Raw genomic sequence first — 23,180 nt, forward strand, 5'->3', positions numbered from 1 at the left:
TAAGTAAAAAATGGGAGAGTTTATCATGAACATACATACAGGGGAAATTCAATTAGTTCCGTATAAAGAGGAATTTAAGGAAGTTATACAAACATTTACTTTACCAAGTGAACAAGTTCAATTTACATCGGACCCAGTTGAATTATTGAAAAAAGCAAAAAATGATCGTACAAAAAATGTGATTGTTATTTTAGATTACAATGGGGTACCTGTTGGTCTTTTTGCATTGCAAACAGGAGATAGAGTGCAGGAGTTCACAGAAAATGAGAACGCTTTACTTTTAACTTCATTTTCTATAAATCACAATAGACAAAGGAAGGGATACGCTAAAAAATCACTGGCACTATTACAAGAGTTTGTACAACGTTATTTTCCGATGAAAAATGAAGTTGTACTTGCTGTGAATGAAAAAAATATTCCTGCACAAAATTTATATGAAAAAGTTGGCTTCCAAGATAAAGGTTTTAGAAGAATGGGACCAATTGGTCAACAAATTATAATGCATTTACCTATTATGAAATAACAAGAACAAAACTTACTCTTGCATAGCAAAGTAGTAAGTTTTTTTATTTAGAACAATATATGTTGTAAAATATATAAATAAACGAAATAGAAATGAAGGAAATACAAATGAATCAAGTTAGAAAATGGAATATTATTGGTGGAAGGGTGATAAAAACAGGAATTGCGGTTTTTCTTACAGTTCTAGTGTGCGAATTTTTCAATATTCCAACTATATTTGCTGTTATCACCGCAATTGTAACGATTGAGCCAACTGCAACAGATTCTATAAAAAAAGGACTGGTTCGCTTTCCAGCTTCAACAATTGGATCAGCGTATGCAATGACTTTCACATTTTTCCTAGGTCATCAGGCGCTTTCTTATGCGTTAGCAGCGATGTTTACAATCGTTACATGTCAAAAACTAAAGTTACATGCGGGAACGTTAGTTGCAACATTAACTGCTGTTGCAATGATCCCAATTACGGTAGATCACTATTTTACTGCATTTTTAATTCGATTAGCTACTACATTTACTGGTATTATAGTGTCTACTTTAGTGAATTTTTTCATCTTACCACCACATTATGTTAAAACAATTTCGGGATGCACAGAGGAGCTATTTGTTAAAACGGCAAATGTTATGGAGGAATGGCTTACTGCGTTAATGGATGGGAAAGTTATAAAAAAGGAGACAACCTATAATCTTTCTAATTTAACTGTATTATTACATAAAGCAGTACAATTTGTTCAATATGAGCAAAAAGATTGGAAATATCATCGACATACAAAAAAAGAAATGAGAAGTTTTTTACTTGTACAAAAGCAACTTCATTTATTACAGCAAATTATTTATCATATAGATAATCTAGCTCGAGCACCAATTGAAACATGTGACTGGTCGCAAAATGAAAAAGAGATTTTACGACGAACAATTCATTCTATAATTTCTATATTAAGAAATCATTGTGAAAAAATAGATGAGGAACATTTTAAACTGATTGATGAATTAGATAAGCAATTTTGGACTAATAAAAATGATTTAGCACATTGTAAACCGAATCAATATCATCATCATTTTTCAAGCAAATCTATCATTTTGTTTGAGGTATTATCTATACATGATATGTTAGAGGAATTAAAACAAATATTCGAGAAATATGAGAGTGAAAATCAATTTAATTGCTCAGTTCATTAAAATGTGGAGGATTGATATGACAATTTATATTGCATTACTAAGAGGTATCAATGTAGGCGGTCATAAGATAATCAAAATGGCTGATTTAAAACAAGCGTTTGAATCAATAGGGTTGAAACAAGTGAAAACATATATTCAAAATGGGAATATCGTATTCAAATCTGAGGAAGATATAACATTTCTAAAGGAACGAATACAGTCTGAAATTAAAAACGTTTTTGGTTTTGATGTTCCGGTTATGTTAAGAACACATGAGGAATTTATAAACATTACAAAAAGATGCCCCTATGAAGTCAATTCATTGCGAGAAGGCGAAAGTATACATATTGCCTTCTTAGCACATGAACTTTCTAAAACAGAAAAAGATCAGCTACTTATGCAAAAAAATGAGACTGAAGATTGTTACATACATGAAAAAGTTGTGTATTTATTTTTCAAAAATAGCATTCGAAATTCAAAATTAATGAATCAGTTCCAGAAGTTACATACACCAGTTACAGTAAGAAATTGGCGGACTGTGAATAAATTAAAAGCGATAGTTGAGGGGATGTAAATATAAAAAGATGAGATTTTCTGTATAAAGAAAATCTCATCTTTTTATTTATATTGTTTTGCGACTATAAGTTCGACAATAGGGTAAATAAAGAATGAAGAGCACAGTGTAATAAAAAGAGGGAAATTTTTAATCCCATTTAAATTAGCTCCCATAGAAAACCCTTCAGAGAAGAGTAATATAAGGAACATTACAACTACGAGCGTAAAATATGCAATTTTAGAGCTTTTATATGTAATTTGTTGTCCCATTTCATCCTAACTTTCTTCTGATACACCGTGGGAATCTCCCCATGTAATATGATTGATAAGGTAGCTAAGTATTAAAGCGCTTGTGAAAATTGTGCCACCTAAAATCGCACCTTCAGCGATGTATTTATAAGCCCCGTGTATAAGCACTCCAAGTAATGATAAAACGGTTGTTATTAAAATGAATTTTTTGCGATTCATATGAAAAATGGCACCTCCACTGTTGTAAAAAACTCTTTACAATTATAGTATAAAATTGGAAAAGTTTCATGTCAAATACTTTTTACATATAGAGCCGAGAATATGATATTTTGTTTTTATGATTAATAAAAAATTACATTACATTTGAATGTAAAAGAATGGGCTCGCATATATTTGGAAGGGATGTCAGATTAATTTAGGGGGTAGTTATGTCTATTCTTTTAAAAGCTGGTGCTGATGCAGGAAATAACGGTTTGAAGTTAATGGTGAAAGGGCAAGATCCTATTTTTATTCCGAGTATATATGCTTTATATATAGGAGAGCCTACAGGATTGTTAGATGAGGGAGATGTTTCATTATCTGAATTAGAAAATCACATTGACGTGACCATTAGTTCTCCATCGTTAATGTTAAATAATGTGCGGTATATCGTTGGAGAAAAAGTCATTCAAGATCAATTAAAAGGTACTGAGGTTGAGAAGAAATCGAATAAGTCAACTGATGAGTTAATGGTTATTACGATTCTATCTGGTTTAGCGGTAAGTGCTATGCGTCAAAGTCCAACTTCTAGCCACATTAACATTCGATATGATTTATCTGTTGCTCTCCCTATGCAGCTTATTACACAAGAAATAGCGGCGGAAAATGCGAAACGTTATATGGGGAATCATAAGGTTGTGTTCCATTATCCAAACGGACGTGATGTTACAATTAATATTTCCATCGAATATTGCAAATGCCTACCTGAGGGTGCTTCTGGGACGTGGGGCATTGTATATGATGAAGAAGGAAATGTTGTAAAACATAAAATAGAATGTGAACAAAATAAAGTGTCAGAAATTGATTTTGTTGATAAAACTTTATTATCTTTTGATATTGGTGCAGGAACGACAGAAGAAGTCGTTTCACTAGGTGTAAACTTTAGACCACAACTAAGTAAGGGTTTATCGTACGGTGTGAAAGAAACGTTACTACAAATTATTACGAGATGGAACCGGAAGTATCCAACAAAGACAATTGATAGTATTACAGAATTCAATCAAATTTATTTAAATGATAAACACCCTAGAAATGCTTTATTAGTTGAGGAATCACAACCAGCACTATTAGGTTTAGCAGCGCGCGTTGCAACGGATATTATTAACAAAATTGATGATATGAAAGACGATCCGTACGTATTTATTTACGGCGGGGGCGCAGTTATCATTAAAAATAGCTTGAAAATGATTTTAAAACAAAAAGGGCGTTTAACAAATGTAATCTTTGTAGATAATCCACTATTTACAAATGCACGTGGATTATTAGTATACACTTGTTCATCAAAATATAGAGAGCATAAGCAAAAAGAGTTAGGATTTACAAACTTAACGATAAGTTAGTTGGTGGAAACATGCGATCTAGGCGATATAAACGTGGTGATCGAGTGAAAATTAATATTCATAAATCAGTATCACCTGAAATGCTTGCGTGGCTGAATAAACAATCAAACCCAACCAATTTCTTTTTCTTTGCTGCACAGCAACTCTTTAAACAAGTGGGAGATATTGATGTGGCAAAAGCTATACCAAGTAGCCATGTTTTCTCATTATACGTAGAACCATCATCCTTATTAAAAGTCGAAGTTAATCCTTTTAAAAACGTACCACTAGAAGCAAATAAATCTACCGATAATATAAAAAAAAAATCATGGGAAGCTGTTGATCAATTAGATTGTCCGTTTTTTTAAACATAAAAAAATATAAGTATCGCCCATCACTATACATACGGATACAGTGATGGGCTTTTTACATGTACCGCATAGAAGGGGCACAAATTGTGGTGTGCCCCTTTATTCGTTATTTATCTATTATTTTAGCTGTATGTTCAGTAACAGCATGAATGATGTCTTCCCAGTCATAAGGATGATTTTCATGTCCTGCGCCTTCAAGAGTTAATAGAGCTGAGTTAGAAATCTCATCGATAAGTGCGAGACCATGTTCAAAAGGGAGTGCGGTATCGTCTGTTCCGTGAATGACTAATGTAGGTGCTTGTATGGAGTGAAGCACCCCTTCATATGTATCATCACCTTGAAGTAAAGCGTGATTAAACATGCTTAATAAATTGTTAGCTCGTTCAATTTCTTGTTTTACTTGATTATAGACTCTTTTTTCATCAAATGTGCGTTTGGACCCGCATAATAGACGGGACCCTGAAACTAAATATTCTGCTACAATATTTTCATTTGTCCAATCTAAATGCGTGCCATTTGCGTGATGTGTTAAAATTCTTTCATCCATCGGGGGTAAGTCACGTGTGTTATTGTCAGAGCCTATCACACTTGTAGCTAGTAATGTTAACGTTAATATTCTTTCGGGATGTTTTACAGCAGCAATTTGAGCGATCATACCGCCTAAAGACATACCAAATAGATGCGCTTTGTCAATATGATAAGCATCTAGTACCCCAATTGCATCTTCAGCCATATCCGTAACGGAATAATTAGAAGTTCCAGGTTCATATGCGACAGAGCGTCCCACATCACGGTTATCAAAACGAATAACAAATTTTCCTGTGTTCGCTAAACGTTCACAAAATTCTTCATCCCAATAAACCATTGAACATGTTGCACCCATAATTAATAAAATAGCTGGGTTTTTAGGATTCCCAAAACTTTCTGTACATATATCAATCCCGTTTATTTTAAATATCTTTTCGGTCATAGAGTTCTCTCCATTTCTTTTGAATTTAATTTAAAATACAATTTTGAATGACTCTACGTTGCATAAGATTTGCTTTGTTTTTTCATAATTACCCCCAAAAATAAGTTTATGATAATTTAAGGGGAAAAATTTTGAGAAATAATTGTATGTTATTAAAATAAACAGCAAGGGAGAGGACATGAAAGCAATTTTTATAGATTAATATGGTAGTGTTAAAGAATTAAACGAAAAACTAGTTTTAAGCCGGTTGTTAAGAATAACGAGGTATAAAATGAAGAAGGCGTTAGAAAAGCTCATATTTTGAGTGGAGGTAAACATGTTAAAGGTAAGATTGTCATGAAAGTGGAATAGTAATGACTTAACATACTTCAAAATTTCTTTATACCCCAAAACAAAAATATTTTGGGGTATTTACTTGTTAGCTTACAAGGATTGTGCATATGCTTTTAAAGTGTATAGTTTCTTATTGTATCGTGTAATTTCTCTAAACCAATCAACATATCTTTTTCATTTAACATAGAATAGCTAATCCTGAATTGGTTATGAGTTATATCGTTATGTAATAGACAAGCTGTTCCCGGTAAAAAAGAAACATCTACTTCATTTGCTTTTTGTAATAAAGTAAAAGGATCTATCGAATTAAGAAGAGTAATCCATAAATTAAAGCCGCCATCAGGTATTTCAAATTGTATTTTTTTAAGTGGTGATAACATATCAATCGTTATATCACGTCTAATTTGTAAAGCTGTACGTAATTTTTCTAAATGATGTTTCATACGTTCTGCACGTAAAAACGGTAGAAGTGCTTTTTGTGTTAATAAAGGACTACCGATATTCATTGAACCTTTTACAGCATATAGCCATTCGAAAATAGGGCCATCGGCAATAAGCGATGCGATACGTAGTCCTGGTGCTAATGTTTTACTAAATCCTTTTATATATATTACATGGCCATTCGTATCCCAATTTTTGATAGGAGGGGGAACAGTAGCGCCCTCAAAATATATTTCTCCGAAAGAATCATCTTCAATTATAAAAAACTTATATAACTCTGCTAGTTCTATAAGTTCCATTCTCCGTTCTTTTCTCATTACTGTACCTGTTGGGTTCTGGAAAGTTGGATTCGTATACAATAAAACGGGGTTTTTACTTTGACAAATATCATCGATTAAATCGGAGCGAACCCCATGATTATCAAGAGGAACAGGTATAATTTGAGCCCCTTTATTGATGAAAATATCAAGCGCAGCACTGTAACACGGACTTTCCACTAATACAATATCACCAGGTTTTAATAGTGTTTGAGCAATTAAATCAATTCCTTGTTGTGCTCCGCTTGTAATTAATAATTGAGATGGGTCTGTCACTAATTTCTGGTGTTCATGTAAGTATTTTGTTATTTCAACCCGTAGTTCATAATTACCTTGAACTGGCCCATAGGTTGCTAGGATCATCTGGTCTTTATTAAGTATTTTATGCATTTCGTCTGCCAAGAATGGATTTGGCAATAGACGTGGATATAAAATCGCTTGTGAAAAATCGTAATATTTCCGGTGCTGATTCATTGCATATTGAGATCGCATAACATTAATCGTTTTCGTTTGTTGCCATTTATACGGAATTGGTTTGGAATCTTTCTTTACATGTTTATGTATATAAGCACCTTTACCTTGTTCAATGCGTATATATTCTTTCTTTTCTAGCTGTTTATACGCCTTACGAACAGTTAATAGGCTAATCTGTAAATCTTCGGCCATAGAGCGTAAAGATGGAAGTGAGTCACCATGCGAAAGCATGCCACTTTGTACTCTTTCAACGATTTGCATATATATTTGCTTGTAATACGGTATGTTGGATTCTTTACGCAGTACAATCTTCATGGTTTCACCTTTTTCGTTTTTATTAAATTTAAGCGAAAAATATAAAGAGAATCAACTACAATTTTAGGCAACTGTTATATACATAGATACACTGTTATACACTATACCTTCTATACTCATGTTAAGAGTAAAAAGGAGGAAGAGTAATGGTCATTTTTAATTATATTTTAGTATGTATTATTTTTGGAACAACATTTTTAACGATAAAAATCGGAATTGAAGCAGGAGCGCCCCCATTATTTTCAGCGGGAATTCGTTTCTTTTTAGCAGGAGTAATCTTAATGATTATATTTAAGCTAAAACGAAAAGAAATTATGCCACACATATTTTCAAGACGAATTATATATGCTGGTTTTTGCTTAACATTTATGACATTCGCAACATTATATTGGGCAGAACAATATATTTCTTCAGGGTTAGCTGCTGTGTTATCTGCTACGGGACCGATGATGATTTTGTTATTACAAGCGAAGAGAAATAAGTCAAAACTACAAAAGGAGCAACTGCTAGCTTTAATTATTGCACTAATAGGCGTTGTTTTTGTTTCTTTACCAGGAATGCACCAAGAAGTAAGTTTCATATGGAGTATCGCTTGTTTTGTATTAATAATAGGAGAATTTTTTTACGGAATAGGCTCTATTCGCTCAAAAGAAATACTTTCAGATTTACAAAGTGTATCACCATTTCTTATTAACGGTATTCAAATGTTTTATGGAGGGATTTTACTACTAATTGTATCAATAATTGTAGAACAGCCAAATGTAACTATATTAACTTCATGGAGTGTACAATGGCCTATTTTATATCTTATCTTTATCGGATCAATTGGTGGACACGGATTATATTATTGGCTCTTATCAAAAACAAATCCTGTATTCCCGTCAACTTGGTTATATGTCTCTCCATTAATTGCTATTATTGTAGGATATATCATATTAGGAGAACCTTTAAACCCTACAATGGGAATAGGTGCTTGTTTCATTTTGGTTGGTGTATTTTTAGCTAATCGATCCACACTCCGGTCTTATTTCAAACAAGGAAGATTATTTGAGAAAGAAATGTAGTTGTATAAAGTAGCAGCCCTGCATATAACAGGGCTGCTTTCATTTTATTCATGATACGGATTGACTTTATTTATTGGAAAGGCATAATATTATTAAGCTATATGAAAGAGATCTGTAAGAAGAGGGGAGTTATTATGAAAATAAGTTGGACTGAAGTAAAGGAAAAAATTCGACCGCAAATTTCAAAACCATCATATGAAACTTGGTTTACTAATACTACTGTTTATTTAGAGGATGATATATTAACAATTTATTGTCCAAATGAATTTGCACGTGACTGGTTAGAATCTCATTATAAAGAATTAGTATTCAATACATTAAGAGAAATGTTTAATACGACGTTTGAAATTCAGTTTGATCTATGTAATGGCGAACCATCTAACTTGAAAGATGTCCAAAAAGAAAAGCTTAGTAGCTGGGATGAAGTAAAGAAAGCATTAAGACCTAAAATAGCAGAGAAAACATTTATGACATGGATTAGAAATACAAACGCTACGATAAAAGATAATAAAGTAATAATCTTTTGTGAAGATGCGTTTCATCGTGATTTGCTTGAAGGGGAGTATAAAAATATAATTTCAAGTACCATACAGAAAATTACTGATGAAGAATATCAAATTTGGTTCGAAATAGGATCAAGCGCTACTTCTAAAGCACAGATCCATCACGTGCAAAATAATCAACGTACTTCCGGACAAGAGGAATCAAAAACAATTTGGAATAAAATAAAAGATAAAATGCAATTAAAAATTTCGAGACCGTCATATGAAACTTGGGTCAAAGAAACGACAGCTAGAATAAATGAAGATTCATTGATCATTTATTTTGAAAACGAATTCCAACAAGAGTGGGTTAAAAAGTCTTATAAAGATTTAATTTCGCAAATAGCTAAAGAGTTAACTGGAAATACATATGAAATTCAATTTGAATTAAAATCAAATACAACCAGTAATAATGAAAAATCAACAATTGAAGATATCACTTCCGAATTAGGAGAGCAGTTCAAAGTCTCTAATAACAGTTTGAAATATAATGATGTAGATGAGAGCAATAAACGTATTCGAGCGTTAGAAGAAAAAATAATGAACTTGGAAAAGGTCATTGGTACATTAGTAGAAAAATTAGATGCAGTAGAATTAAAAACACAGTTGGAAAAATAACCAACTGTGTTTTTTTACTTAATTCGCTTTTTTTATAAACCCTTTATAATGACGTTTTACAAGCTGACTTTCTAACGTTTTCATTGTTTCAAGTGCCACACCGACAATGATCAGTAAGCTTGTACCACCAATTTGTGCAGAAGGTGGTAATGTAGCAATCTTTGTGAATACAAGCGGTAAAATTGAAATTGCACCTAAGAAAATTGCACCGATAAATGTTAAACGGTATAAAATTTTCGTTACATATTGTTCTGTTGATTTACCAGGACGAATACCAGGTACATATCCATTTTGCTTTTTCAAATTCTCTGCCATTTGCTCAGGATTTACTTGAATAAATGCATAGAAGTATGTGAAAGCAACGATAAGACCGACATAAAGTGTCATTCCAATTGGATGTGCGAAATCAAGGTTTGCAACTAACCATTTTGATACGCTTGAATCAGGGAAGAGCTGCGCAATTGTACGCGGCGTCATTAAAAATGCGGAAGCAAAGATGACTGGAATTACACCAGCACTATTTACTTTTAGAGGTAAATGAGTGTTTTTTGCTCCTTGATATTGATTGTTTCCTGAAACAGCTTTTGCATATTGAATCGGTATTTTACGCACAGCTTGTTGAATGTAAATAACCCCAACAACTATCGCTAAAATTATAAGACCAATTAAGACCATTTTTATGATGTGCATGAATAATTGATCGCCTGCATTTTGAAATTGTTGTAAATAAATTTGATTCGCAACATTTGGAATCGCTGCTACAAGTCCTGCGAAGATAATCATCGAAATACCATTACCTACTCCATTAGCGGTAATTTGTTCGCCTAACCAAAGTAAAAATGCAGTACCTGCAGTTAAAACTGTCGCAATAAATAAGTATGTAGTCCAGCTTTGATCTGTTATTAATTGTCCACCTGCTATATTATTAAAGCCATAAGACATCCCAATGGCTTGTATGAATGCGAGAATGATTGTAAAGTATCGAGTGAATTGAGCTGATTTCTTACGGCCCATTTCTCCTTGCTTTGCCCATTCCGAAAATTTAGGTATAACGTCCATTTGTAGTAATTGTACTATGATGGAAGCTGTAATATATGGTGTAATACCTACAGCAAAGATTGAGAAGTGTTGCAGTGCTCCTCCGCCAAATACGTTTAGCATACCTAAAACGTTAGCTTGATCTTGTACTTTTAATACCTCTGCGTTAGTATGAGGAACTGGAATAAACGTGCCAATTCGAAAAACAATTAACATCGCTAATGTAAAAAGGATTTTCCTTCTTATCTCAGCTACTCTCATGAAATTTGAAATCGTACGAAACATAATGTCGCCTCCTATATTTTTATCAGTTTAAAACTGATTATTATATCCCGATGAAGTAACCACAAACCTCCTTCCGCATTAAATTCATTTGACAAATGGAATTTTATACATTTTGTAGTTTTCACGGATATAAAAATATAAGGTGTTTTTTAGCGACCTATAAGCTTTTCGTAATCATTCAATACACATAATATATCGAATAAATTAACAAATGTACATACATACGCATGAAAAATGAATAAATAGGGTCATTTTTTACATTTATTTAATGATAAATTGATAGGACATTATTATTAGGAATTGTTATACATGTTATAAAAATAAAGGTGAGACATTATGATTTATAGCTAATATTCATTCGAATGTGTCAGCTAATAGTTTCTCCCAATCTTTAAAGGATAATTTATCAGTTATATGTTTTAGTGCATTAGGTACAATAATATGACAAATAAGTTCTAAGCTATTACCATCTGGATCAATAAAATAAACAGATGCATTACCTTGATGTGGACGGACAAAAGGTGCAATAGATTCATTACTCCCAAACGGAACAGCTTTAATTTGAAGTGAGTGTAACCAATTTAATGATTCTTTTAAATCCTCATATGAAACTCTAAATGCAATATGACGTAAAGAAGGATGATATTTCGTTTCACATTCAGAACCTTCCCATAACCCCAGCCAACTCATTCCTTCTTCAATCCAAAAGAATGCTGTTGATTCATCGCTCCAAGCTAATTTCAACCCTAGTTTTTCATAAAATTCAATTGAGTTTCTTAAATTGCTAACCGGTAAGTGTGCTTCGTATATTCCTTTAATCAATTTAAAGCCTCCTTTATTCTTACAATTTCTTATCATTACTATAGCTGTTAAAAAAAAATATAGAATCGAGTAAAAGTATGAAAGTAAATACAACTTTAGTAGTAAATAATCTTATTTCAATTAAGATTTATGCAATTAAGAAATTTGTTTATTTAAAAGGGATTTATCAAATTGAAAGATAAATAAATTGAATAGATACTTAATAAGGGGATGATATAAATGAAAGTAGTTGTAAAAGAATTACGACCATTAGAAGTGGCATTTATAAGAAGAACTGGTAGTTACTTCGAACCACAAGATCATTGGGGGAAGTTATTGAACTGGTCTATTGAAAATAAGCTTTATCCACCTGAGCAATCATTTATCGGAATTTCATTAGATAACCCTGAACTTGTTGCAAGTCATATGTGCCGACATGATGCTTGCGTTACCATACCTAAAAACTTTGAAAAAGAACAACATGAGGATGTGCAATTTAAAAGTGTAGATGGAGGTCTATACGCTCTATACCAATTCTATGATGAACCCCATAAATTAAGTGAAGTGTATCGATATATGTACGCAGTGTGGTTACCAAATAGTGAATATAGTGCAGATTATGATAGGGATAATTTAGAGTTTTGTATGAACAATGTTGCAGAAGACCTAGAAGGAAAATTAAAGATTGATTTATTTGTGCCAATAAAAAAGAACAAATAATAAGTAGTATAAATTATAAGCGGTATTAAAAAATTGTTTTTTAATAGTATTAAACCCACTCTTAAAAATAGTTGAGAGTGGGTTTTATGTTGTTATTGAGAAAAAAGTTTACTTTAATTAATATGAATATTTGTTTATATGATGAATGTACGTAATAGTACATAATAAAAATATTATTTTTTTGTCACAAAAATGAGCATTCTGGTTTCTCTATAATGCAGGCATCAAACGAGAGAGAGGTTTTATTTACATGCAAACAATAAAAAGTGAAGAGAGGAATGTTTCACATATAACATTTGAAGCGTTGTTTAAACAAAACTATGCGTATGTTGTTAAACAAATAATATGGATCATTAAAGAACAGACAGTTGCTGAGGAATTAGCGCAAGAGGTGTTTTTGCAACTGTATCATTCAGATTGGAAATCAATAGAAAATTTACGCGCTTGGCTTATAAAGTCTTCTACTTATGTCGCCTATAACTACATTCGCTCTGAAAAGAGACATCGGGCAAGAATCGATAAAGAAACCCAGTATCAAGAAGTTCAAATTGATTCGTCACTAGATGATGAATGGATTAGAAAAGAAGAAATTACAAAAGTACAAAGGGTTTTGCGAAAAATGAAAGAACAAGATCGAACAATATTATTAATGAAATTTTCAGGGTTTCGATATAAAGAAATCGCGCAAGTACTTCAAATTGAAGATTCGTCTGTTGGAACATTGTTGGCACGAGCTAAACTTAAGTTCCGAAAAACTTTTGAACAAATGGAGGGGAAATAAATGACTTGTTATGAAATGGGATCCATTCAATCATATATTGATGGCGAACTTTCGCGTGAGGAAAGAAAACAATTTATAAAGCATTTAGACAAATGTAAGAAGTGTCAAAATTTATTAATTGAGCTAACAGAATTAAATCAATGGGAACATTCAACACTAGCCGAGGAGAAGCTTCATGAGACTCCAGAAATAAATATTGATGTCGAAAAAGCATGGCAAACATTTAATGGTTATAACCAGACTAATAATGTACTTAGTACAAATCAAACGATAGAAAGAAAGCCGGGAGTATTTTCAAATATGAATAAAAAATCAAAACGGTTCATGTATACGTCGGTTGCTGCGGTAGGCATTTTTACTATAGCTATGATCCCGCAAGTTCAAGTTGCAGCAACTAATATTGCTTCTTACTTTGCTAATGAAGTATTAAATGATACGGTTGTGAATGAAGGAAGTAAAGATGAAAACGGTGTACAACAAGAAGGTATGTTGAACGGGCAGTTTATACCTATTGATGAAAAGATAACAGATCAAGGGATAACTGTACATTTTAAAGAATTATATGTGGCAGATGCACGTATATCTGTTCATTATAGAGTGGAGAAAGCCGATGGAACTCTAATGCCATTTGAATTTGATACAAATGGATTAGATATAAAAAGCGATGGAAAAGTAAATGGACAACAAGAAGAAAATCCTGAATATAACACAGGAAATGGTATGTTTTCACAATTATCATTTATTCAAGGTGAAGACAATTCACCATTTGAATTATTGTCAGAAGGAAAACAGTTAGAGCATGTAGGCATTCGTGATAAAGACAGACCAGAAGGCGTCATTACATTTGTTGAAGGTTCTGAAGGAAAAGGTTCCTTTAAACAGCCTTTAACATTAGATGTAAACATAAATAAAATAGGAAAAATAGCTGGATCTTGGAAAGGTCAATTTCAAATTAATCCTGAAAAAGTAAATAAGTAAAACAAATTTATATGAAAAAAAGAATAACACAATACATGTCGAGTGATATCTTTATCTATTGGTTTGCTTTTATAATGCTTATTTCTTACATTATTTTAACTATCTCTTTTATTTACTAATCAAATAGTAACGAAGAATTTCAATGTATGAGATAACTAATTTTTATAAGTTATTGTGCAGCGAAATCACCAAATAAACAATTAAATGAGACGAGCATATACTAATAAATGACACAATGCATAATTTATAATCGTATTTGAAGAGCACCTTAAAGTGCTCTTTTTTTATTGAAATTCATGCACATATATAAGTTGTTCTTTATTTATATTATCGCCCTTACATTATGTAATTTTGCATAATGTTACATAAATTGTGTATTTTCCCTTTTTTTCGACAGGAACAGCAAGTATACTTTGTACAAGCTTTCTATTTCAAAATTATACGAGGTGAAAAAATGAAAAACAAAAAGACGTTAACTAAGGTAGCATTAACAACAGGTTTAGCTTTAACAGCAGTAGCACCATACGGAGTAGGTCATGCAGAGGAAACAGATCAACTACAAGTTCAAATTCAGGAGGAATCATTCCGTTCTGGTGAACTTACACAACCGTCACAAAAGGCACCAGAGAATGTAGTAAAAGATGCTCTTAAGGAGAAAACAGAACAAGCCCTTTCTTCAAAACAAGTCAATGGAGAAACTGGAGTAGATTACAAAGTTCTTCAAAAACGTGATTCATATGATGGGACTACACTTGTACGTATACAGCAAACATATGAAGGAAAAGAAGTATATGGCCATCAATTAACTGCACACGTAGATCATAACGGTGTTATTAAAAGTGTTTCAGGTGATAGCGCGCAAAATTTAAAACAAGAAGAATTGAAAAAACCTATCAATCTATCAAAAGATGAAGCACAACAATATATTTATACGAAGTACGGGAACGATATCAATTTTATTTCTGAGCCAGAAGTTAAGGAAGTTATTTTTGTTGATGAAAATAATGGCCAAGCTAGCAATGCGTACCAGGTTACATTTGAAGCTGCCACGCCAAACTATGTTTCTGGAACATATTTAGTAAATGCACAAAATGGTGATATGTTAAAAAATATGGTGCAAGAGTCTAACTTGAAAGCAAGTGAAAAACTGGTTGGAGCCTTAAAGAAAAGTAAAAAAAGCAGTCTTACATCATTAACGGGCACTGGAAAAGATGATTTAGGGATCTCTCGTTCATTTGGTATTTCTAAACAAAGTAATGGCAAATATGCTCTTGCTGATTATACAAGAGGGCAAGGAATTGAAACATATGATGTGAATTACAGAGATATTACTAAAGAAGAAAGCTATTATCCTGGTACATTAGCAACTAGTACTTCGACAACATTTAATGATCCAAAAGCAGTAAGTGCTCATTACTTAGCAACCAAAGTGTTTGATTTTTATAAAGATAAATACAACCGTAATAGCTTTGATAATAAGGGACAAAAGGTAGTTTCAGTTGTACATGCTTGGGATTCTGGAGATACGAATGATCCGAAAAATTGGCAGAATGCGTTAAGTGCTAATAATGGTAGTATGCTTGTATATGGAGATCCTATCGTCAAAGCATATGACGTAGCTGGGCATGAATTTACACATGCTGTTACTTCTAGTGAATCTAATCTTGAATATTACGGTGAATCTGGTGCGATTAATGAGGCACTATCTGATATTATGGGAACATCTATTGAGAAATACGTAAATAATGGAAGCTTTAACTGGACGATGGGAGAACAAACTGGATCTGTCTTCCGTGATATGGAAAACCCAGCTTCTGTTCCATCTTCACTTGGAGTACCTTATCCAGATGATTACAGTGAATTTAATGATTTTAATGGATGGGATCAAGGTGGCGTTCATTTTAATTCAAGCATTATTAATAAAGTTGCGTATCTCATCGCAAAAGGCGGAACTCATAACGGTGTAACTGTTAAAGGAATTGGTGAAGATAAAATGTTTGATATTTTCTATTACGCAAATACAGATGAGTTAAACATGACTTCTAATTTCAAAGAATTAAGATCAGCATGTATTCGAGTGGCAACTAACAAATATGGTGCAAATTCAGCTGAAGTTCAAGCAGTACAAAAGGCATTTGATGCAGCAAAAATTAAGTAAGTTAGAAACATAGTTCTTATTCATATATTATTACATTATGAAAAAACAGCTAATGTCGTTTTAAGGATATTAGCTGTTTTTTCATACCAATGTATTTGAAAAATAAACTTACTAAGCAATAATTAGGCACTCTACCTTTAAGAAGTTGCGACAAAGATTTAAGGTTTATAGTATATAAAAACAGAAAATTAATAATATATTGACCTCTTAACGGAAAGTACTATAAAATGAAAGCGATAACAAACGGTTGCTTTAAAATAATTTCCCTGATCTTTTCGTATTTACAAATATATGAAGACACAAATAAACTATTTTTTTAACAATTAATGCAAACGTTTTCGTATCGAAAAGATCATTGAAATACATATGTGAAAATAACCAATACGGGGGTGAAGCAAAAGAGATTTCTAGATCAATTTAAATTGTGTAATGTAGTACAGGCATAATAAATCGTTCATACTATTTAAAGAAAGGGTGTATGTGGTGCAAATGACAAAAAGATTAATTAACAAATCAGTTTTATTGCTTACTATAATCGTTATGTTATCATCTGTTTTCTCCTTTCAAAGTGTAAAGGCAGTTTCAAATTCGAAAACAACTGAAGTTATCATTCATTACAAAGAGCAGCTTGGAAATACAAAAGACTGGAACCTTTGGATATGGGGAGAAAATGCAAATGGTAAATCATATGAATTTACAGGTGAAGATGAATTTGGAAAGTACGCAAAGATTAATATAGATGGTGATTATAACCGTTTAGGATTTATCATTCGTACAAATGAGTGGGAAAAAGATGGTGGCGATCGTTGGATTGAAAATATAAAGGACGGTCGTGCTGAAGTATGGGTTCTTTCTGGTGATGAAAAAGTATATAACGCTAAGCCTTCATCGGATCTCTCAATTCAAAAAGCAACTATTGATAGTTTCCATGAAATTACTGTAACGACGAATGTCCCGTTTCATATTAAGGAAAAGAAAATTGAAATGGAAGGTATTAAAATTAAGAATATTACTCCTTATGATATAAACAGTGGAGATATTACGAATAAGGTGAAAATAATTACAGAACAGAAAATTGATTTAAAACAAACATACAAAGTTAAAATAGAAAATTTAGCTGATACGAATACTGAAATTGGTAAAGTCATTCGTAGCGAGGAATTTGATCATTTATTTTATTATGGTGGTAACGATTTAGGAAATACATATACCGCGCAACATACAAAGTTCCGTGTATGGGCTCCTACTGCGAGTGAAGCGAAGTTAGTTACATATAAAAAATGGAACGATAAAATCGGTACTGAAATAAATATGCAACAAGGTGAAAAGGGCACCTGGAAAGCAGAACTTAAAGGGAATCAAAAAGGTCTCTATTATACGTATAAGGTGAAAATTGGTGCCAAGTGGACAGAAGCAGTTGATCCGTATGCACGTGCTGCTTCTGTAAATGGAGATAAAGGTGCGGTTATTAATTTAGAAGAAACAAATCCGAAAAAATGGAACACTAACAAAAAGCCTAAATTAAAAAATCCGGAAGATGCTATTATTTATGAATTGCATGTACGTGATCTTTCTATTCAGCCCGAAAGTGGGATTAAACAGAAAGGGAAATATTTAGGAGTAACAGAAAAAGGAACAAAAGGGCCTGAAGGTTTGAAAACGGGACTTGATCATATGAAAGATCTTGGTGTTACACACGTTCAGCTTTTACCGATATTTGATTATGCTTCAGTAAATGAAGAGAAGGTAAACGAACCACAATATAACTGGGGATATGACCCAAAAAACTTTAACGTTCCAGAGGGATCCTATTCTACAAATCCATATGAGCCAACTGTTCGAATAACTGAATTAAAACAAATGATTCAAACACTACACGATAATAATCTTCGTGTTGTGATGGATGTAGTATATAACCATATGTATAACGCTGCTGAATCTAATTTCCATAAGTTGGTTCCAGGTTATTATTATCGTTACAATGAAGATGGAACATTTGCAAATGGAACTGAAGTAGGAAATGATACGGCTTCAGAACGAAAAATGATGAGGAAATTTATGATTGATTCAATAACATACTGGGCAAAAGAATACAATTTAGACGGATTCCGTTTTGATTTAATGGGTATTCATGATTATGAAACGATGAATGAAATACGTAAAGCTGTTAATCAAATTGACCCTTCTATTATACTGCATGGAGAAGGGTGGGATTTAAATACACCTCTTGCAGCAGAGTTGAAAGCAAATCAAAAAAATGCAGAGAAAATGAAAGGGATTGCTCATTTTAACGATAATATACGTGATGGATTAAAAGGTAGTGTATTTGAAGAGAAAGAAAATGGTTTTGTAAATGGAAAGGAAAACATGGAAGACCGTATTAAAAAAGGCATTACAGCAGGCATTGACTATGATAGAAATACGTCGACTTATCAAGATCCAGAGCAGGTACTAACTTATGTGGAAGCGCATGATAATCATACATTATGGGATAAACTTGAGTTGACTAATCCAGGTGACAGTGAAGAAGTGCGAAAACAAATGCATAAATTATCTTCTTCGATTTTATTAACATCACAAGGGATTCCGTTTTTACATGCGGGACAAGAGTTTATGCGCACAAAATATGGTGATCATAACAGTTATAAATCTCCAGATTCAATTAACCAGATGGACTGGTTGCGCCGTGCAGCGTTTAATAATGAAGTAGATTATATGAAGGGATTAATAGAATTACGAAAAAAGTATCCATCCTTTAGAATGACATCTGCAGAACAAATAAAAAAACAAGTATCTTTTATTGATACTCCCAAAAATGTAGTAGCTTATTCAATAGATGGAAAGGGCAAAGGAAATAAAAATGAATACTTTATAGTGGCTCATAATGCAAATAGGGAATCCGTTGAAATCTCGCTTCCATCGAAAGGTCCTTGGAAAGTACTAGTAGACGGGAAGCAGGCGGGAAGTAAACCACTTTATGTTATTCATGATAATAAAATTAAAGTTCCTGCGTTAAGTTCTTTAGTTTTAAAAACAGAGAAACCGATTAAATAAATGCCAAAAGCGGAGTGAAGGGTATTTTTACTTCGCTTTTTAAATCAAAATAATATAATTTCACATACTGTAATTATATTACAAATTAATAAATAAAAAAGAGAAGAACTCACCAAGATTCTTCTCTTTTTTATGTGTAATTATCGTTTCCATAGTTGTAGATATAAGAGTTTTTAAAAATAGGAAAAAGCAAGTTGATAAACCTATTTACAAAGTGACGAGAAAATGACAAAACTGTAAGAATGCATGAATGTTTGTAAGAAAGTTCGATGTTTTCCTTTTTCTTTTTTTATTAAAGTGGAAAAGAAGAAAGCGGTGTCATAAAAGGTTGCTATTTTAGATGGTGGACAATAATCAACACTATTCATGTAATGCAAGTATATGGAAATCTGTAAAGTACCTTACTAAAAAGGAGAGATTTAAAATGTCTATTTCTCAATTCAATATTGATATTTTTCGAGCCATTAATGATTTAGGTAAACAATATTCATTCCTAAACCCAGCCATAGTATTTTTGGCAGAATATATGGTATATATGTTTGCTTTAATTATTTTAGCTTATTGGTTTACTAGGTCCAGAAAAAGTAGAATGATGGTTATTCAAGCGATGGTTGCTTTTGTAATTGCTGAGTTGATTGGAAAAATAGCAGGGAAATTCCATCTGAATTATCAACCGTTTGCAGTATTGCCTCATGTTAATAAACTTGTCGACCATGCTGTAGATAATTCATTTCCTAGTGACCATACAATTCTCTTTTTTTCGATTTGTTTTTCGTTTTGGCTTGTTCGTAAAAAAACTGGATGGTTATGGCTTATACTTGCATTTTGTGTAGCGATCTCACGGATTTGGGTAGGGGTTCATTATCCTTTTGATGTTGCAGTAGGGGCTTTAATAGGATGTATTTCAGCGGTATTTTCGCATTGGTTAGTACCGAAATTATCTTTTATTAGGCAATTACTTACTCAATATGAAAAAGTAGAGAAACATGTTTTACCATCCAAAAACAAATCAAAAGGATTGTGAGTACAATCCTTTATCATCCTCATTACTATTCTTCACAAGCTGAATGGGCCGAGATATCAATACACTTATTTACATCCAAGAAGACGAAAAGGAATAGGTAGTACGTCTAGGTAATAAAACAGTTTATTACCTACTATTTAGATAACAATGAAGGCCATATCGCAAAACATTTAGTTAGCACCGAAGTGTATTTTTATCGTTTTTGAGGTAACTTATTTTCTTCAGTTGATAGACATGTGGCGTGATCCCAATATATAAATTTGGAACTATGTTAATTTTTCATATAGGATACCGTCATATTGATATAAAGGCGTTATCCTTTCCTATGATTTCTCAGAAAGAATAACGCCTTTTTCTTTTTAGGGGGGATTTTGTATTATTACCTTGATAGTGATGTGGTTCTACCCCTTTTAATGGTAACAAAAATCTTTCGAATAGATCTAACTTGCACAATGCTTCCCGTTAATATAATACGCTGATTTTGTGAAAACCGTAAAAACAACCTCTACTTCTGGAAGTCCAAAATCCATTACATATGTAGTAATGGCCTTGGCAAATCGATCACGAATTTCCTGTCCACGCTCGAACCATTTCACTTCAATAAGAGGAAACGCTTCTATTTCTTCTCCATTAAATACAAACGTAGAACTTGGTAGTTCCAACGTAAAATTATCCGTACCACACTCACAAATCTCTGCGAGCTCTTCTACTAATGGCTTGCTTATGTGTTTTAATTGTTCAGTAGTAATTCCACGAAACACAACATGCGGCATGTGAACCCCTCCGTTAGATAGCTTTATATTTGTTCACATCATAGCACAATTTATTTTGCTGCACTAGAATCTATTGATACATTTCAATGACATTCTTCAGAATGGGGCCCCGTCCCGAAAAGGCGGATTGAATTTTGAAATGAGTCATATGAGACATTCAAAAGCCTTATTCCACGTTATATTAGCCTTGTCTCAATAGGCTTTCCTCTATTGGAACGAACTAAAAAACATTGATACAAAAGACTTTTTATCTTTAACTTTGTAAAAGCGCAAAATCCTGACGCTATCTAATCACTATCAAGCTAAATTTTTTAGTACCTTCAGAACGAAATGTTGTGTTAACTTGTAACAAAAAGTGCATTTTTTGTTTTGGGATAATTCTGATTTCTTAAGTTGATGGATATGCGACGGTACCCTTATAAGGGCTAGTTTGTATCTTATGTGGTGAATTTTACAAATAGCGAAAAAGAGTCCTATATAAATGGGACTCTTTTTCTTCAAGTATTAACTTACTGGATATGCATTAGAACCTAGATAACGTTCTTTTATAATTTGTAGATGATGAAGCTCATGTCCAGCTATGATGTATGCTAATGCACGAACTGTAACTTCAGATTTGTTCGCATATCCTTTTTGTAACCAAGTGTCTTTATCTAAGCTTTTCAGTAAATGCAAGGTAGATTGGCGAACAACTATTAAATTCTCAAGAAGATCTTGCATAGATTGCTTATCAAAAGTAGCTTTGAGAACATACATATCATCGTTATAGCCTGGAAGTTCTGCTGTCTCGCCTCGAGCGATAGATAACAAGCGATACGCCATAACACGTTCTGTATCCGCAATATGGCCGATTACTTCTTTTATACTCCATTTAGTAGGAGCATATCGAAAAAGTCCCTCACTATCAGAAATCTCTTTTAATAAAAGATTCGTTTCCTCTATTTGTTGTGCTAAAATTTGTATGATATTTCCGTCTGATACTAAGTTAACATACGTTGCATAATAGGAGTTATATTCACTTGCCTTTGGTCTAATTTGCATACGAATCATCCTTTATATTTAATCTTTAAGTATAGCTTATCACAAAATAGTTTTTAATTAATCTGAAAGTTCTAAAATAAAATAAAAAACCCATCTACTACTTTAGTCGAAATCGTGTACTTTCACATCATTTAACAAACAGAAAAAGGGTTTTTGATTTAACTCTTAGAATATCGTTCTATTAGAAGTTCTTTGAGATGAATTGTTTTTTTGATTACTTTTGATTATAACTAGGAAATATAGGAAGGTTGTGAATTTATTTGATGAGTTATAAAGCTATTCTGTTTGATTTAGATGATACGTTACTTAATAGGGATATGGCAGTAAATACATTGTTTTTATTTGTTTTAGAAAAGTGTTATGAAGATGTTAGTGATACAGTTAAAAACAATATGCTACGGAAATTCAAAGAATATGATAAAAGAGAATATGGCATGAGTGATAAAACGATAGTTTTAGAATCGTTGTTTGATGAATTTCCGCCGAAGTATAGATTGCCACGCAATTATATCCAAGATTTTTGGAATGAAAACTTCCCAAAATGTTTTTCACTTGATCAAAATACTATTCATTTCTTAAATCATATAAAGAAGTACTTTGAAATTGGAATTATAACAAATGGCTCAAGTCAGAGGCAAAGGGCTAAAATAATTAACACGAAGTTAAACAATTACTTTGATACAATCATTATTTCTGAAGAAGTAGGATTTAGTAAACCAGATAAACGTATATTCGAACTAGCATTAAATAAACTTGATGTGCAACCAGAAGATGTATTATTTATTGGAGATGACTTAGAAAAGGATATTGCTGGTCCTCAAAATACAAATATAAAAGGGATATGGTTTAATCCTCATAGAATCACAAATAAGACTGAAATAAAACCGTATTCTGAGATTGACACTTTTGATAGTTTATTAAGTTATATTACTCCGCAATGTTTTTATAATAAGTAAAAATATTGCGGAGTAATGAATTTTTATATTCTAAACAATAATTAAGAGAGGTTTCATTTACCGCATTG

Annotated in this window: 20 protein-coding genes and 1 pseudogene; 14 read left to right on the forward strand and 7 right to left on the reverse strand. The window is 32.4% G+C overall.

All coding sequences use genetic code 11. The features are described from left to right. The first annotated feature begins 25 nt into the window (after positions 1-25). The 3 genes from QCI73_RS13940 to QCI73_RS13950 all read left to right on the forward strand — a co-directional run bounded on the left by QCI73_RS13940 (position 26) and on the right by QCI73_RS13950 (position 2,251). Complete coding sequence (locus QCI73_RS13940; RefSeq protein ID WP_353823168.1) at positions 26-523, forward strand: GNAT family N-acetyltransferase; 498 nt, start codon at positions 26-28, stop codon at positions 521-523. Between the two features lie 107 nt (positions 524-630). After that, positions 631-1,698, forward strand: a complete 1,068-nt coding sequence (locus tag QCI73_RS13945) for an aromatic acid exporter family protein (RefSeq protein WP_327923841.1) — start codon at positions 631-633, stop codon at positions 1,696-1,698. A gap of 16 nt (positions 1,699-1,714) precedes the next feature. Continuing rightward, the gene (locus QCI73_RS13950) at positions 1,715-2,251 is read left to right on the forward strand and encodes a DUF1697 domain-containing protein (RefSeq protein WP_353823169.1); all 537 of its coding nucleotides are present in this window, start codon (positions 1,715-1,717) and stop codon (positions 2,249-2,251) included. A 44-nt stretch (positions 2,252-2,295) separates the two neighbouring features. Here the strand turns inward: QCI73_RS13950 and QCI73_RS13955 are convergent. Then, a pseudogene (locus QCI73_RS13955) lies at positions 2,296-2,700 on the reverse strand (DUF2178 domain-containing protein). A 209-nt stretch (positions 2,701-2,909) separates the two neighbouring features. Here QCI73_RS13955 and QCI73_RS13960 point away from each other — a divergent pair. Both QCI73_RS13960 and QCI73_RS13965 read left to right on the forward strand, forming a co-directional pair. After that, entirely contained in the window at positions 2,910-4,079 is a 1,170-nt protein-coding gene (locus QCI73_RS13960) for a ParM/StbA family protein (protein WP_353823170.1), read from the forward strand. Between the two features lie 11 nt (positions 4,080-4,090). Further along, entirely contained in the window at positions 4,091-4,426 is a 336-nt protein-coding gene (locus tag QCI73_RS13965; protein WP_042511174.1) for a hypothetical protein, read from the forward strand. A 109-nt stretch (positions 4,427-4,535) separates the two neighbouring features. Here the strand turns inward: QCI73_RS13965 and mleBCA are convergent, their stop codons facing one another. Then, complete coding sequence (mleBCA, locus tag QCI73_RS13970; protein ID WP_353823171.1) at positions 4,536-5,399, reverse strand: BCA family alpha/beta fold macrolide esterase; 864 nt, start codon at positions 5,397-5,399, stop codon at positions 4,536-4,538. A 446-nt stretch (positions 5,400-5,845) separates the two neighbouring features. Then, complete coding sequence (pdxR, locus tag QCI73_RS13975; RefSeq protein ID WP_353823172.1) at positions 5,846-7,279, reverse strand: MocR-like pyridoxine biosynthesis transcription factor PdxR; 1,434 nt, start codon at positions 7,277-7,279, stop codon at positions 5,846-5,848. A 146-nt stretch (positions 7,280-7,425) separates the two neighbouring features. Here pdxR and QCI73_RS13980 point away from each other — a divergent pair, with 146 nt between their 5' ends. Both QCI73_RS13980 and QCI73_RS13985 read left to right on the forward strand, forming a co-directional pair. Beyond that, entirely contained in the window at positions 7,426-8,343 is a 918-nt protein-coding gene (locus QCI73_RS13980) for a DMT family transporter (RefSeq protein ID WP_262726224.1), read from the forward strand. 134 nt (positions 8,344-8,477) lie between these two features. Next, on the forward strand, positions 8,478-9,503 hold the full coding sequence (locus QCI73_RS13985; protein ID WP_327923844.1) for a DnaA N-terminal domain-containing protein: 1,026 nt from the start codon (positions 8,478-8,480) through the stop codon (positions 9,501-9,503). An 18-nt stretch (positions 9,504-9,521) separates the two neighbouring features. Here the strand turns inward: QCI73_RS13985 and secY are convergent, their stop codons facing one another. Further along, the gene (gene secY, locus QCI73_RS13990; protein WP_000490140.1) at positions 9,522-10,826 is read right to left on the reverse strand and encodes a preprotein translocase subunit SecY; all 1,305 of its coding nucleotides are present in this window, start codon (positions 10,824-10,826) and stop codon (positions 9,522-9,524) included. A gap of 354 nt (positions 10,827-11,180) precedes the next feature. Further along, the gene (locus tag QCI73_RS13995) at positions 11,181-11,648 is read right to left on the reverse strand and encodes a VOC family protein (protein WP_000589644.1); all 468 of its coding nucleotides are present in this window, start codon (positions 11,646-11,648) and stop codon (positions 11,181-11,183) included. Positions 11,649-11,867: 219 nt separating this feature from the next. Here QCI73_RS13995 and QCI73_RS14000 point away from each other — a divergent pair, with 219 nt between their 5' ends. The 6 genes from QCI73_RS14000 (at position 11,868) to QCI73_RS14025 (ending at position 20,342) form a co-directional block, all read left to right on the forward strand. Continuing rightward, the gene (locus QCI73_RS14000) at positions 11,868-12,347 is read left to right on the forward strand and encodes an AraC family transcriptional regulator (protein ID WP_070806179.1); all 480 of its coding nucleotides are present in this window, start codon (positions 11,868-11,870) and stop codon (positions 12,345-12,347) included. A gap of 250 nt (positions 12,348-12,597) precedes the next feature. Beyond that, positions 12,598-13,128, forward strand: a complete 531-nt coding sequence (locus tag QCI73_RS14005; protein ID WP_017561583.1) for an RNA polymerase sigma factor SigX — start codon at positions 12,598-12,600, stop codon at positions 13,126-13,128. Further along, on the forward strand, positions 13,129-14,106 hold the full coding sequence (locus QCI73_RS14010; RefSeq protein ID WP_353823173.1) for a DUF4179 domain-containing protein: 978 nt from the start codon (positions 13,129-13,131) through the stop codon (positions 14,104-14,106). A gap of 454 nt (positions 14,107-14,560) precedes the next feature. Beyond that, positions 14,561-16,264, forward strand: a complete 1,704-nt coding sequence (locus QCI73_RS14015; protein ID WP_242303818.1) for a M4 family metallopeptidase — start codon at positions 14,561-14,563, stop codon at positions 16,262-16,264. 483 nt (positions 16,265-16,747) lie between these two features. Next, positions 16,748-19,318 (forward strand): type I pullulanase, encoded by a 2,571-nt coding sequence (gene pulA, locus QCI73_RS14020; protein WP_353823174.1) that lies wholly within the window; start codon positions 16,748-16,750, stop codon positions 19,316-19,318. Positions 19,319-19,742: 424 nt separating this feature from the next. Further along, positions 19,743-20,342 carry an undecaprenyl-diphosphatase gene (locus QCI73_RS14025; protein ID WP_327923847.1) on the forward strand — a complete coding sequence of 200 codons (600 nt, stop codon included), beginning with the start codon at positions 19,743-19,745 and terminating at the stop codon, positions 20,340-20,342. Positions 20,343-20,782: 440 nt separating this feature from the next. Here the strand turns inward: QCI73_RS14025 and QCI73_RS14030 are convergent, their stop codons facing one another. Together QCI73_RS14030 and QCI73_RS14035 are read right to left on the reverse strand one after the other, a co-directional pair. Further along, positions 20,783-21,115: a DUF1904 family protein gene (locus QCI73_RS14030; RefSeq protein WP_353823175.1), complete on the reverse strand. Its 333-nt coding sequence runs from the start codon at positions 21,113-21,115 to the stop codon at positions 20,783-20,785. Between the two features lie 504 nt (positions 21,116-21,619). After that, complete coding sequence (locus QCI73_RS14035; RefSeq protein ID WP_001167119.1) at positions 21,620-22,156, reverse strand: DinB family protein; 537 nt, start codon at positions 22,154-22,156, stop codon at positions 21,620-21,622. 263 nt (positions 22,157-22,419) lie between these two features. Between QCI73_RS14035 and QCI73_RS14040 the strand changes: the two genes are divergently transcribed. Further along, positions 22,420-23,112 carry an HAD family hydrolase gene (locus tag QCI73_RS14040; protein WP_327923849.1) on the forward strand — a complete coding sequence of 231 codons (693 nt, stop codon included), beginning with the start codon at positions 22,420-22,422 and terminating at the stop codon, positions 23,110-23,112. The last annotated feature ends 68 nt before the right edge of the window (positions 23,113-23,180 follow it).

It is taken from the genome of Bacillus cereus group sp. MG16 (assembly GCF_040459875.1).
In the GTDB taxonomy this organism is placed as follows: Bacteria; Bacillota; Bacilli; order Bacillales; family Bacillaceae_G; genus Bacillus_A; species Bacillus_A paranthracis.

Coding starts and splice junctions, on each gene's coding strand:
- QCI73_RS14025 (WP_327923847.1), top strand. CDS start 19,743: ATGTCTATTTCTCAATTCAATATTGATATTTTTCGAGCCATTAATGAT.
- QCI73_RS14015 (WP_242303818.1), top strand. CDS start 14,561: ATGAAAAACAAAAAGACGTTAACTAAGGTAGCATTAACAACAGGTTTA.
- mleBCA (WP_353823171.1), bottom strand. CDS start 5,399: ATGACCGAAAAGATATTTAAAATAAACGGGATTGATATATGTACAGAA.
- QCI73_RS14040 (WP_327923849.1), top strand. CDS start 22,420: ATGAGTTATAAAGCTATTCTGTTTGATTTAGATGATACGTTACTTAAT.
- pdxR (WP_353823172.1), bottom strand. CDS start 7,279: ATGAAGATTGTACTGCGTAAAGAATCCAACATACCGTATTACAAGCAA.
- QCI73_RS13980 (WP_262726224.1), top strand. CDS start 7,426: ATGGTCATTTTTAATTATATTTTAGTATGTATTATTTTTGGAACAACA.
- QCI73_RS13940 (WP_353823168.1), top strand. CDS start 26: ATGAACATACATACAGGGGAAATTCAATTAGTTCCGTATAAAGAGGAA.
- QCI73_RS13950 (WP_353823169.1), top strand. CDS start 1,715: ATGACAATTTATATTGCATTACTAAGAGGTATCAATGTAGGCGGTCAT.
- QCI73_RS13945 (WP_327923841.1), top strand. CDS start 631: ATGAATCAAGTTAGAAAATGGAATATTATTGGTGGAAGGGTGATAAAA.
- QCI73_RS13985 (WP_327923844.1), top strand. CDS start 8,478: ATGAAAATAAGTTGGACTGAAGTAAAGGAAAAAATTCGACCGCAAATT.
- QCI73_RS14010 (WP_353823173.1), top strand. CDS start 13,129: ATGACTTGTTATGAAATGGGATCCATTCAATCATATATTGATGGCGAA.
- QCI73_RS13965 (WP_042511174.1), top strand. CDS start 4,091: ATGCGATCTAGGCGATATAAACGTGGTGATCGAGTGAAAATTAATATT.
- secY (WP_000490140.1), bottom strand. CDS start 10,826: ATGTTTCGTACGATTTCAAATTTCATGAGAGTAGCTGAGATAAGAAGG.
- QCI73_RS14030 (WP_353823175.1), bottom strand. CDS start 21,115: ATGCCGCATGTTGTGTTTCGTGGAATTACTACTGAACAATTAAAACAC.
- QCI73_RS14000 (WP_070806179.1), top strand. CDS start 11,868: ATGAAAGTAGTTGTAAAAGAATTACGACCATTAGAAGTGGCATTTATA.
- QCI73_RS13960 (WP_353823170.1), top strand. CDS start 2,910: ATGTCTATTCTTTTAAAAGCTGGTGCTGATGCAGGAAATAACGGTTTG.
- QCI73_RS14005 (WP_017561583.1), top strand. CDS start 12,598: ATGCAAACAATAAAAAGTGAAGAGAGGAATGTTTCACATATAACATTT.
- QCI73_RS14035 (WP_001167119.1), bottom strand. CDS start 22,156: ATGCAAATTAGACCAAAGGCAAGTGAATATAACTCCTATTATGCAACG.